Origin of the sequence: Bacillus sp. COPE52, assembly GCF_003355115.1 — a bacterium.
Taxonomy (GTDB): Bacteria; Bacillota; Bacilli; order Bacillales; family Bacillaceae_G; genus Bacillus_A; species Bacillus_A toyonensis.
The window spans coordinates 3211093-3224093 of sequence record NZ_CP031292.1; the positions used below are offsets into that span (position 1 = coordinate 3211093).

11 protein-coding genes are annotated in these 13001 nt (G+C 38.9%); 1 reads left to right on the plus strand and 10 read right to left on the minus strand.

All coding sequences use genetic code 11. The features are described from left to right. Positions 1–93 precede the first annotated feature (93 nt). The 7 genes from DPQ31_RS16145 to DPQ31_RS16175 all read right to left on the minus strand — a co-directional run bounded on the left by DPQ31_RS16145 (position 94) and on the right by DPQ31_RS16175 (position 9421). Positions 94–1713, minus strand: coding sequence for an amidohydrolase (locus DPQ31_RS16145; protein WP_208730704.1), 1620 nt, complete (start codon positions 1711–1713; stop codon positions 94–96). A 91-nt stretch (positions 1714–1804) separates the two neighbouring features. After that, positions 1805–3160, minus strand: coding sequence for an aspartate aminotransferase family protein (locus tag DPQ31_RS16150; protein WP_179192225.1), 1356 nt, complete (start codon positions 3158–3160; stop codon positions 1805–1807). A gap of 30 nt (positions 3161–3190) precedes the next feature. After that, entirely contained in the window at positions 3191–4651 is a 1461-nt protein-coding gene (locus tag DPQ31_RS16155; RefSeq protein WP_208730705.1) for a CoA-acylating methylmalonate-semialdehyde dehydrogenase, read from the minus strand. A gap of 188 nt (positions 4652–4839) precedes the next feature. Beyond that, entirely contained in the window at positions 4840–5121 is a 282-nt protein-coding gene (locus DPQ31_RS16160) for a cupin domain-containing protein (RefSeq protein ID WP_097959447.1), read from the minus strand. A gap of 45 nt (positions 5122–5166) precedes the next feature. After that, on the minus strand, positions 5167–6603 hold the full coding sequence (locus tag DPQ31_RS16165) for an MATE family efflux transporter (protein WP_000706168.1): 1437 nt from the start codon (positions 6601–6603) through the stop codon (positions 5167–5169). A gap of 45 nt (positions 6604–6648) precedes the next feature. Next, positions 6649–8121, minus strand: coding sequence for an aldehyde dehydrogenase family protein (locus DPQ31_RS16170; protein WP_208730706.1), 1473 nt, complete (start codon positions 8119–8121; stop codon positions 6649–6651). A 13-nt stretch (positions 8122–8134) separates the two neighbouring features. Then, positions 8135–9421 carry an NAD(P)/FAD-dependent oxidoreductase gene (locus tag DPQ31_RS16175; protein ID WP_098710154.1) on the minus strand — a complete coding sequence of 429 codons (1287 nt, stop codon included), beginning with the start codon at positions 9419–9421 and terminating at the stop codon, positions 8135–8137. Positions 9422–9609: 188 nt separating this feature from the next. Here DPQ31_RS16175 and DPQ31_RS16180 point away from each other — a divergent pair, with 188 nt between their 5' ends. Next, positions 9610–10842, plus strand: coding sequence for a MerR family transcriptional regulator (locus DPQ31_RS16180; protein WP_208730707.1), 1233 nt, complete (start codon positions 9610–9612; stop codon positions 10840–10842). A gap of 437 nt (positions 10843–11279) precedes the next feature. On the opposite strand, the gene DPQ31_RS16185 is transcribed toward DPQ31_RS16180, so the two are convergent. From DPQ31_RS16185 to DPQ31_RS16195, 3 genes are all read right to left on the minus strand, one after another. Beyond that, positions 11280–11480 carry an NETI motif-containing protein gene (locus DPQ31_RS16185; protein WP_000166303.1) on the minus strand — a complete coding sequence of 67 codons (201 nt, stop codon included), beginning with the start codon at positions 11478–11480 and terminating at the stop codon, positions 11280–11282. After that, positions 11464–12660, minus strand: a complete 1197-nt coding sequence (locus DPQ31_RS16190) for an MFS transporter (protein WP_000062786.1) — start codon at positions 12658–12660, stop codon at positions 11464–11466. Before DPQ31_RS16190 ends, DPQ31_RS16185 begins: the two co-directional genes overlap by 17 nt. Positions 12661–12772: 112 nt before the next feature. Then, positions 12773–13000 (minus strand): hypothetical protein, encoded by a 228-nt coding sequence (locus DPQ31_RS16195; protein ID WP_208730708.1) that lies wholly within the window; start codon positions 12998–13000, stop codon positions 12773–12775. Position 13001: the final 1 nt, after the last annotated feature.

A 13001-nucleotide genomic window follows, 5' to 3' on the forward strand; every position in this document is an offset into this window, starting at 1 on the left:
CTATACGATGGCACCGTTATATTTCCATAAAACTAACAAACTAAAATACCACGTAACATTACAAGAGTTACGTGGTATGTAAACGATGAAATATTAAATTTTCACTGATTGTTCTTCTTGATAAATAATTTCACCATCAATAATAGTTATTTCTACTTTTAAACCTTTAATTCGGTTTGGATTCACACTTAAAATGCTGTCATTTAATATAACTAAATCCGCCAACTTTCCGACCTCTATGCTTCCTTTTATCTCTTCTTCAAAACTCGCATAAGCGCCATTCCATGTGTATAGTTTAATAGCTTCCATTACACTTATAGATTGATTCACACCAACCTCTATTCCAGACTTCGTTTTTCTATTGACAGCAACATGAATTCCTAATAAAGGGTTATAGTCGGTAACTGGTGCATCCGAACTACCTGCTGCAATGATGCCTCGATCAATATAATCACGAGCAGCGTACATATGATTAACACGATCACCATAGTGCCGTACATATATCTCTCCGAATTCATATGGAAATGGAGGGTTTGGAATTGGAACTATCTCAAGTTTTTTCATTCTCTCTTGTAAATCTGGTGAAGAAATTCCCGCGTGCTCGATTCGATGACGATGATTTTTTCTTGGTGATTCCTCTAACGCCCTTTCTACACAATTTAAATACATTTCAATAGCTTTATCACCTTGTGCATGCACAGTGATTTGATAACCTTTTTTGTGTGCTTCGCCTAACACTTGATAAATTTCTTCCTCATTATAATAAAGAATGCCATAATTGTTACGATCACTCGAATACGACTCACGGGTTGCAATTGTAGGTCCAGTGCTACTTCCATCTGTAAACAGTTTAGCTGGTCCAACCTTGAACCTCTCATCTCCGGTACCAGTTATCACACCAGCTTCGACCATTTTATTAACAAATTCATGGGAGTTATTTATTTGACATATCATTGCATATATTCGGACACGAATATCCCTACTCTTCACAGCTCGTTGTAGTAAACGAAAACTCTCAGGTCCATCTCCACCTGCGTCATGTATACTCGTTATACCAGCTGCAACGAAATGATCTGATGCAATTTTCACAGCCTTCATCATTTCACTTTCTTTATAACTTGCAACTTCACTCATCTCCATATTTGCTGCTTCAATTAACCTTCCTGTAAGCTTTCCTGCCTGATCCTTTTCAATAACTCCCCCACTCGTGTTCGGTGTGTTCTCGTTAATTTGCGCAATTTCTAATGCTTTGCTGTTCACTACGCTTATGTGGTGACAAGTACGAGTTATAATAATAGGATGGTCAACTGAAATGTCATCCAGCTCAGTAATTGTTGGATAACGCTTTTCCTTCACAGCGGTTTCATTAAAGCCCCAAGCACGTATCCATTCACCTTTTGGCGTTTCTAATGCCTTCTTTTTTAGGTCATCTAACAAAGCTTCGATAGAATCAATATGTTCAGCTTTACAACTTACAGCCAACTGATTTTGTCCATAAGAAATGAGGTGCAGATGGGAATCAATGAATCCAGGAAGAAGCGTTTTTCCTTGCAAGTCAATTACATCCGTTTTTTCTCCTATAAAACTCTTAACCTCCTCATTCGAACCAACAAATGCGATACGATTATTTTGTATTGCCACAGCTTTGACTACTGTATTCTTTTGGTCGACTGTAATAACTTCTCCATTTAACAAGACAACATCAGCTTTCATAAACTCAACCCTTTCGGAATTACCCTTTTCGAGTAATTCATTCCGTATTTACAGTTACATCTCTCAATAGGATCTTCCGCCTTTTAACAAATTAAAGTTGAGCTAAACACTCTTTTATTGTTGTAACGATAAAAGTAAAGTCTTCCTCTGTAATGCTTAATGGCGGTGCAAGTTGCAAAATATTATTGTAACCGGCAACAGTGTCACCATTTTTACCGATAATTAGACCTTTTTCTTTACAAGCATTGATGACTTTGTTCATCTTTTCAATGGAAGCCGGTTCTTTTGTTTGCTTATCTTCCACTAGTTCAATACCTAAAAGAAGACCTTTTCCGCGAACATCTCCTACGTTTGGATGTTCTTTTACATCCTCTAGTTCATCTAACAGTCGTTCACCCAATTCCTTGGAACGGTCAATGAGTTTCTCATTCTCCATAATTTCTAAATTTTTCAAAGCTAAGGCGCAAGCTGCAGGGTTTCCTCCGAACGTATTCACATGGCGAAATCGATCATAATCTTCGCTGCCTACGTACGCCTCATAAATCTCTCGTTTAACTGCTGTTGCCGACAAAGGAAGATACGCACTTGTAATACCTTTTGCCATCGTAATGATATCTGGTTTGACACCGTAATTCATAAATCCAAACGGCTTCCCTGTCCGCCCAAATCCACATATTACTTCATCACAAATGAGCAACGCACCGTGCTTCTCGCAAATTTCTTTTACTTTTGCCATATATTCATCAGGAGGCATCAAAATGCCGCCCCCAGTAATAATCGGCTCCATAATTACGCCGGCTACTGTTTGACTTAACTCCCATGTCATGACACGATCGATTTCATCAGCACTTGCCAGTGTACGAACATCTTCTGGATTACGATACGTATCAGGCGGTGCTACATGCAAGAATCCTTGCCCAAGTGGTTCATATTTATACTTTCTTTGTGCTTGTCCTGTTGCCGCAAGAGCCCCCATTGAGTTACCATGATAAGCACGATAGCGTGAAATAAACTTATAGCGTCCATGATCACCTTTTTGCTGATGATATTGACGAGCAATTTTAAACGCTGTTTCATTTGCTTCCGATCCACTGTTTGAAAAGAAAATAACGTATTCATCATCAAGCCATTCATTCAATTTCTCTGCTAATTTAATAGCAGGAACATGACTTTGTGTCAGAGGAAAATATGGCATTTCTTCCAGTTGTTCAAAAGCCGCTCTTGCAAGCTCTTTACGGCCATATCCAACATTCACGCACCAAAGACCGGACATGCCGTCTAAATAACGGTTTCCATCAATATCCGTCACCCATGCTCCTTCTGCTTTTGTAATAATTAAATTCGTTGGATTAGGGGATGCTCCTTTCATTGCATGCCAAAGGTACTTTTCATCTGCTTGTTTCAAACTTTGTGTTTGCTCTGTCGCTTGCACAATCACCAACTCCATTCTATCCGTTTATGATTTTCTATCACTCTATCAATAACGAGCCGTAAGCATTTTCTTGCGCGTATAAAATTCTACGCCATCTTTTCCATTTGCATGGAGATCACCATAGAAGGATTTCTTATAACCTGAGAATGGGAAGAATGCCATTGGAGCAGGAACCCCAAGATTGACCCCAAGCATACCTGCATCAATTTCTTCACGGAATTCACGAATTGCTTTCGCGCTATCGGTGTATAGGCATGCACCATTTGCGAACGGTGATGCATTAGCAACATGAATTGCTTGCGCCAAGTCTTTTACGCGTATAATAGAAAGAACCGGTGCGAAGATTTCATCTTGCCAGATTTTCATTTCCTGTGTCACATTGTCAAAAATCGTTGGACCGACAAAATAACCGTCACCGTTTGCTGCATCATCTTCACGTCCGTCACGAATAAGTGTCGCTCCCTGCTCTATACCAGATTGAATGTATCCGTGTGTACGCTCTTTATGGCCGTCACGAATAACGGGACCAAGAAAAACATCTTCTTCCAGACCATTACCAATCGTAATTGCATTCGCCTCTTGAAGCAGTCTATTAACGAGCTCATTTGCAACGTCTTCTTCCACGACAACAACAGCCGCCGCCATGCATCTTTCACCCGCTGAACCGAAGGCAGCACTTGTAATTTCTTTCACTGCAAAACTAAGGTCCGCATCTTTTAATACGATCGAATGATTTTTTGCACCTGCAAGAGCTTGTACACGTTTGCCGTTTGCTGCTGCTGTTTTATATATATACTCAGCGACAGGTTGAGAACCAACGAAAGATACAGCCTTCACATCCTCATTGTCAAGAATGCCATTCACGACGTCATGTGCACCATGTACAACATTTAGTACTCCATCTGGAAGACCTGCTTCTTTAAACAGTTCAGCTATGCGATTCGCCAGCAACGGTGTTCTTTCAGATGGTTTTAATACAAACGTATTTCCGCATGCAATCGCGAGTGGGAACATCCAGCATGGCACCATCATCGGAAAGTTAAATGGCGTTATTCCTGCGATTACTCCGATTGGATAACGATACATCCCTGATTCAACACCAGTAGCAATATCAGGAAGTTGCCCTCCCATCATTAAAGCAGGTGCACCTGCTGCAAATTCAACACATTCAATCCCTCGCTGTACTTCACCGTAAGCTTCTTTATAACTTTTTCCATTTTCCAAGGTAACGAGTTTCGCTAACTCCTCCCAGTTTTCAATCAAAAGCTGTTGGTAGCGAAATAGAATCCGAGCACGCCGAGGTACAGCGACCTTTTTCCATGTTTGGAATGCTTCTTTCGCAGTTGCTACAGCTCTATCCAAATCTTCTTTAGTCGAAAGCGGCACACGAGCAATAGTCTCTCCTGTTGCTGGATTTGGTACATCTTCTACTTGTTTACTTTTAGATTCTATCCATTGTCCACCAATATAATTTTTTAACGTTTGTACATTTTTCGTTACTACCATGGTGAAACCTCCTAATTTTAAGATAGCCGTCCTATGTATGTATTGCATTCACAAAAAAGAAAGCGTATTCATTAGACGGTATATAAACTTATTTATATACATTTCTCTAACATTACTAATCTTACTCTTATCGATTGCATATGCAGGAGCAGTCATCTGCTTAGCATTTGTCCACTCCCCAGTTCACATTATTTCAGATTAATCTCATGGTTCATCTTATAATTCTTTTTCAAAAATACTGGGCAATCCCATTCACAAACAAGGTCCTTATCCAAGGAAACAACCCAGCCCTTTGTAACATGATACTTTTTTCCATCAACAATAATAAACACTTCACCGTCTGTCACATAGAAAACTTCCTGTTCTTCTACATGCCACGTTCCTTTATTTGGTTCACCTACCCATGGTTCCCATGTGTTGGCACCTAGTTGCTCTGCTTCTTCTGCTGTAATTTTTTTCGCAAAAAACATGATGATACCCCTCTCTCTTATTAGTAATTTTGACGGAATACGTTCCTATACATCTACTGTTTTAACATTGGTATCTGTATTAACATTGGTAACCTTTAAACGTTTGAACTCTTTTCTCATAAAGTATATGGCAATGAGAACGCCTGGAATTTCGGCAGCAGGAGCAGCGTACCATACACCTTCTACACCCCAGAACTTCGGAAAAACAAATAGAAACGGTATCATGAACAACAATATTTTGCTAACACTAATAAACGTTGCGGACCAGTTTCTCTCCTGTGATTCAAAATAACCAGAGACAAGCAAACTAACTGCACTAAGTGTAAACAAACAATTGAATACAACCGTCGTCCAAATGCCCAGTTTTTGCAATTCAGGATTACCACCGGAAAAAAATGACACAATTGGATCTGCAAAAATGATTAATATAGCTGTCACAATTACAAAGAAGGAAACTGTAAAAATGAGTCCCATCTTAATTGCTTGTTTCACACGATCAAGGTTGCCTGCACCATAATTATAACTAATGATCGGTTGAAGCCCTGTCATTCCACCGAGCGCCGCTAAAGCGAGAAGATTTGTAATGTAACCATTTTGAATCGTGAAAGCTGCAACGTGCAGACCACCTCCGTAGCTTTGCAGTAAATTGTTGGTGAAAATAATTGCTATAAACATCATGAACTGACTAGAGAAAGATGCAAACCCCGTCCAAACTACTTCACCAATCTTCTTAAGATTAATCATCACATCTTTCATTTTTGGCTTCAGTTTTGTTTTACCAAACCAGAAATAAAAGATTAAGAGAACAGGAATCGATTGCGAAATCGTATTAGCCCATGAAGAACCCATCATCCCCATGTCATACTTCACTACCATAATCCATTCCATAACTCCAGCAACAACTGCTGCGACTAACCAACTGTTCATTGACAATATAGGTTTTTCATCGATATTAGCTAAAATACTTAATACAACGGCCAATATCGTTAATGGCAACGAAATCCATAGTAGTCGGCTATATTGCACCGCATACGGAAGTGCTTCATCACTTGCTCCAAATAGAATCATAATATCAGTTTCAAAGACCAATCCAAGTACAGCTATCAAAGTGGAAAGGAAAAGAGTAAACCATAAAGTTTGTCCCATAATACTTCTAGCTTCTTCTATCTTCCCTTTCCCCATTCGAAGTGAAATGACCGCTCCGGCTCCTATCCCCAAAAGAACCCCAATCATACGGGTAATAACCATGACCGTAAATCCAATTCCGATTCCTTCGATTTCTAGCTCCTGAAAGCCACTGACGAAATAGCCATCAATAACCGATACAACTCCTAGAATTACATTAGCCATAATTCCTGCCAAAGCAAACCGTAAATATAGTAACGGAATACTTTTGGTTCCGAGCACTGAATCATCCACCGACTTATTCATTCCTTCTGGCTTCTCTATGTTCGATGACGGACGGTTGTCCACTATTTTCATGAGCATATCCCCTTACAAATAATTTATATAGCAAGTTAAGCTCAATTAATTCACATACCAACCTACAGGCTTGGCATGCTGGTGGATATTGATTTGCTTCGTTTCCATAAAGTGCTCCAGCCCGGCAACACCTAAAGCCCTACCGATTCCACTTTGCTTATACCCGCCCCAAGGACCTTCAACATAAGCAAGATGATAACTATTAATCCAAGTAATTCCCGCACGCAATTTACTAATGACACGTTTTGCTCGGTCCATATCTTCAGTAAATACAGCACCGGCTAATCCATAAATGGAATCATTCGCTTTTTGGATCGCATCTTCCTCACCTTTAAATTTCTGTACAACAAGGACTGGTCCAAAAATCTCTTCCTTAACAATACGCATATCTGCATTTACATCAGCAAAGATTGTTGGTGCGATAAAAAAACCTCGATCAAGCCCATTTTCTGTTAAACGTTTACCACCACAAACTAATTTTGCACCTTCTTCCATTCCACTCTTTATATAATGTAAAACGTCATTCATATGAGACTCGGTTGTGAGAGCTCCCATTTCGATATTCTCGCTTTCCCCGTTGCCAACTACAATTGTACTTGCACGCTCGGCCAATCTTTCAACAAATTTATCGTAAATGGTCTCTTGTACAAGCAAACGGGATGCAGCTGAACAAACTTGCCCAGCGTTGTGGAAAATACCAAACATCGCATTATCGACAGCAGTTTCAAAATCCACATCGTCGAACACAATAAGTGGAGATTTCCCCCCTAGTTCCAGTGTAATTTTTTTCATATTGCCCGCGGCTGCTCGCATAATACTTTGACCTGTTTTTGTTCCACCTGTAAAGGCAATTTTGTCAACATCATAGCTCTCTGCAAGCTCATTCCCAACCTTTGAACCAGGTCCCAATACTAAGTTTGCCACTCCGTCTGGAAGCCCAATCTCTTCGATAATTTCAAATAACTTGAATACGCTTACAGGAGTGACCTCAGCAGGTTTAATTACAATTGTATTCCCTGCGGCAAGTGCAGGAGCAATTTGCCAAACAGCTAGCATAAGCGGGAAGTTCCAAGGTACAATCAGTCCACAAACACCAATCGGTTCATGAATAACAATCGTTTCTGAAGAATCATCACGATTGTAAGATTCCTTTTTTATACCTTTAATCAAGTCAGCATAATAGCGGAAGCATTGAACCGATACTGGAATATCTACATAGGTTGTTGCACGAATAACCTTACCGTTATTTGCAGTTTCCAAACGGGCAATTTCAGCTGTCTTCTCTTCAAGACGATCTGCAATCTTATATAGATAATCAGCTCTTTCATCAGCCGATAAATCTGACCAAATTCCGCTGTCAAACGCTTTACGAGCCGCCTTTATTGCTAGTTTCGCATCATCTGCTGATCCATGAGCGGACGTTGCAATAACCTCTTCAGTTGCAGGATTGATAATATTTCGTCTAGCACCCGATAATGCTTCTACCCATTTTCCGTCAATGAACATGTTTATTTCCATAAACACCTCTCCTTTACGCAATAATATCTACCAGCTTGAAACCAATATGTGCTATATTGACCAGCATCGTTTTCTGATTATAGAATGGGAATGATTTGAGACGTTCCTTTTCAAATCGATATCCACCTGCATTCCCCGTAACGATCCATTGTGCCAATAACTTACCAAACAATGTTGAGAGAGACGCGCCGTGGCCTGTATAACCAGTTGCAAAATATGCACCTTCTTTAGATTTACCGATAACCGGGAACGTATCAATTGTCACACCGATAAATCCACCCCACCTGTAATCTATCTTGCTTCCTTCTAGTTTTGGCATTATTTTAACCATAGCATCGTACACACTTTGATAAACGGCATCACCTAAGTTCGGACGAATATCACCACCGCCAAATACGATTCGATTATCTGGTGTACGCCTGAAATAGTAAAGGAAACTACTCGTATCAAAAACCATGCGATCTTTAGGAATAACGCTATTCAAAAGTGTTTCTGAAAGCTGTTCAGTAGCAATAATGCGTGCCGAAATTGGCAGTACGCCTTTATTCAGTTCAGCCATGATTTTTCCAGAGTAACCATCTGTAGCAACAATAATGTCTTTCGCTGTAACAGTACCTTTTTCTGTAACAACTTTCACACTATTCCGGCCGTACTCAATAGATAATGCTTTCGAATGCTCAAAGATTTTTGCACCAATTGATTTCGCTGCTTCTCCCAAACCAATTGCATAGTTCAGTGGTTGGAATGAGTAACTCGAGTTGTCGACTAAGCAACCATAATATTGCGGGGAATCAATTTCTTGATGCAACTGACTTCGATTAAGCACGCTACATTCATATCCAAAATTTTTGTTTAAGTACTCACTTTCATGTTTCAATCCTTCAAAATGTTTGGCTTTGTAAGCTGCCACAATGTGACCTGTCTTTCTAAAATTACAGTTGATTTGATGCTCGTCGATAATGTTTTTAACTAATTCAACACTAAGCAGAGAAAGATCGTTAAGCTGTCTCGCCTCTTCGGCACCATATTTTTTAGCAAGCTCCTGCATCGTTGACTTATAGCCCGGCAATACCATTCCGCCGTTGCGACCGCTTGCGCCATATCCGATTGTTTCCTGCTCAAGGACAATGACACTCTTTCCTAATTTTTGCAAATGATATGCAGAAGAAAGACCTGTGAAACCTGCGCCAATAATGACAACATCCGCCTCTTCATTTCCTTCAAGAGGTTTTCCTTTATCATAGCTGTTTCCAGTCGCTGTCCACAGAGAGAGCGTATCCATTCGATCCATCTTTTCCATAGCTAATCCTTCTCCTTTCGTGACATGTATGTTACAATACAGTCAAAAATATTCGCAATATTCACTCTTATTGAATTAATAATATGATTTGGAGTTTCCTCCAAGTCAATAGTCATTTAAGAGTTTTTTGAATTCATTTTACGAAAAAAGTGGAGTAACTCCACTTTTTTCATCGGAGGGACACATCTATGAAAATTGGTGCATTTGCAAAACTTTTTCATGTTACGACTGATACCGTTCGTTATTACATTGAACTTGGATTATTAATACCAGACAAAAAAAACACCCAGTATCAAATGAACCAATTGTGTTTCGACGACATGGCTTTTATTACCGAGTTGAAAAAATTTCATTTTTCATTGTTAGAAATCCAACGAATTTTATCGTATCGGCGTGTTACAAGCTTCTCGGACCATGAGGATATCGACTACTACAACAACTTGCTCACTGATAAAAAGAACGAACTGATCCAAAAAAAAGAAGACATATCAAAAGCTATCCAATTGATTGAAAAAGCGGTTCAAACCAGTTCGCCTTCATCCAAAGAAGAGAATATTACAGGAATCCCGCTTGACTTTGTAAATCTGCTCTATTGTCCGAAATGCCAAATTCCCCTTGAAATGAAAGATGTAACGATTAAAAAAGTTTACATTCACACGGGAAGTTTAACTTGTACCTGTGGATACGAAGCAGCTATCGAGGAAGGTATTATCATTACCGCGAACTTGTATGAGACGTCTCCTTATCCATCTTATTTTTACGATAAAGAAACGATTAAAGAGATTAATCCCAAAATGATTAACTTATTTGAAAAAATTAATTTTCATTTTCAAAAAGTTCTACAAAATATAGATTTGAAAAACAAATTAATTGTGGAAACAAACGTTGACGCTTTCGTGTCACTACCTAAATATATCGATGTTCTTGAAACGAGCGCATCCTATGTATTCAGTGGCTATTCACTTGAGATGCTCAAGAAGGTTCGAAACAGAATTGAGCGTATGAATCCGAAGCCACGCGTCCTTTATATTTTGAATTCCGATTTAAATTTGCCATTGAAACCGCTTAGCATCGATGTTTTTGTAGATAGTTTTTCAGTAACTGATTTTTCATTGCTCAATCCGCAATTCCCCATTCACGTTCTAAAAAACTATTTACATAACAGTTCAACAATTGTCGGCGGATACTCGTATTATGATAGCTCGGCCAAATCCTTGAAAAACATTTCAGGCTTATATCCAAATTCCAACGAGCATATTTTGTATCCCAAATACTTAGAAGAAAATTTATCAGTCAATGGATTTCAAATTACGCAAAGTGAAAATATCGGTTACTGTACAGATCCAGGACCTTATTTCGATTATCATGTAATAGACGAAAAATTCCACATGCTCATGTATTTGGCTAGTACGAACAAATAGCATACAAAAAGTATTTGTCCGAAAAATATACTATTTCACAAATGAGTAGCACCTTTGTAGCTAAAATGGTAGTGCGGGTATCAGCACCCGCACTACCATTTTCGATTTGCCAATTTCATTCTACAACGTTTACATATCAATCTTATTTAAATGAATTATAGTCACGGCTCTATAGTTCCTGTCCCAACTCCAAAACTCTATACGTTTAGCATTCTTCGGACTACTATTAGATTTTTTTATTTAGTAAAGGTCTCACAGTACTACCTTTACTAACGAAGACAGCGCAACTCATTTTTATTCGTTCTTCCCAGAAAATATCTCTTCATTCTATCCCCCTCCTAAAATCCCTTTTCCTCCATTGACCAGTCGTAAAAAAAAGCCATCCAACTCGAACGAATTGGATGGCCTTATACTATAAAGAAAATGTTCTATTTGTATTACTTCAATTTTCCCTCAAAAACAATTTTTCTACCACACGGTTCAACTACTGTTTTTCCGTCTTTCTTCACTTCATGAAAGATTGGCTCTTCCATACGACGAGACGGGGCGTATCCTTCTTGTTCCATGCGAGCTAAGCAGTCTGTAATTGTTTCGTTTTCGAGTACTTCAAATTTCTTTTTATTAGGTTGTTTTGTCATGCCCTAACCTACTTTCTATTTTTCTTGATGCGAATTGATTCTTCATGTAGATCATATATACCATTGCGAGAATCCCTATTATAATCATAACCGCAATAAAAAAGCTTGTATACTGTATTTTTTCTATAAATACGCCTCCTAATACAGGCCCCATAATACTTCCTAAACTAAAGGCGATTCCAGATAATATATTACCTGCTGGTAGTAAGTGTCTCGGTAATAAATCTGTCATAAATCCAAGTCCTAAAGAGAAGCAAGATCCAATGACCATACCAGCTAACAGCATGCAGGCAAAGACTATCCAGTAATATTGATCAAATACGGCCGCAAGTAGAAAAATGCTCGTACCTATGCTGAACGTCCACGTTAATATACGGTCCCTTCCGTATTTATCACTTAATATACCGAGAGGAATTTGTGTAATAATGCCCCCAACTGCAAACGCTGGCAATAAGAAGGAAACTTCCGATACAGACCACCCTTTACGAAGTGCGTATACTGGTAAGTTACTATTTAACATTGCTTCAAGCACACCGTATGCAAGTGGTCCCAGTAATGCAATCCACCCTAATCCAACAACTTGTTTATAACGAGAAAATGATGATTCACTCTTCACTTCTCTTTCATCTTGTGCTGGGAATGCATTTTTCGTTGGGAGTAGTAAAAGCCAACCTATTAAACAAAGTATAGTAGATATGATAAATGGTGTTGCAAGACCGTACTGAACAGTGCTTGCTAAATACGGACCGACGGCAAAACCAATTCCGAAGAATACACCGTATATCGATACTTGTCTACCTATTTTACTCGGATCCGATGTTGTCGTAATCCATGTTTGCGTTCCAACATGAAGCATATGATCTCCGACTCCAACTAGAAATCTAAGGATAAACCATACCCAAAACGAAAATGTTTGTGTAAAAAAGAATAATGAAATAATAACAAGAAACCCACCAATGACGATAATTGGCTTCATTCCAAACTTTTGCATCGGTTTTTCAAGAAACGGTGAAATAACTAATATCCCAATGTATAATGCCGTCGCATGAATACCATTAATACTTGAACTAACCCCTTCTTGTTCAAAAATCATTGCAATGGCAGGTAAGAGCATCCCCTGTGATAAACCTGAGATTGCCACAATCCCAACCATAATCCAAAAAGTAAAACGCATCGACATCCTGTTCCCTCTCCTTCTCACGCTTTCCACTTTTCATTATAAACGGTTTCTTCAAATGCGTGTACGAATATTAACAATAAAAAGAAGCTAAAAGAATGAGCCTTTTAGCTTCTTATCCTTCCCAAACTTGTGCTTTCACATTGTAATGAAAATGTTTAAAATATGGATTTTCATAAAATGAAGGGCCATATAAGTACGGATGTGAATGAGCGATTGGTGGCTGCTGTATTTGTAAAGGAACTACAGCTGGTGAAACTTGCAAATACATCGGGCTTATCATTATTTTTGCATATAAGTGATGATTATATGGCGAATACGCAATTAAAAACGGTTGATGCACT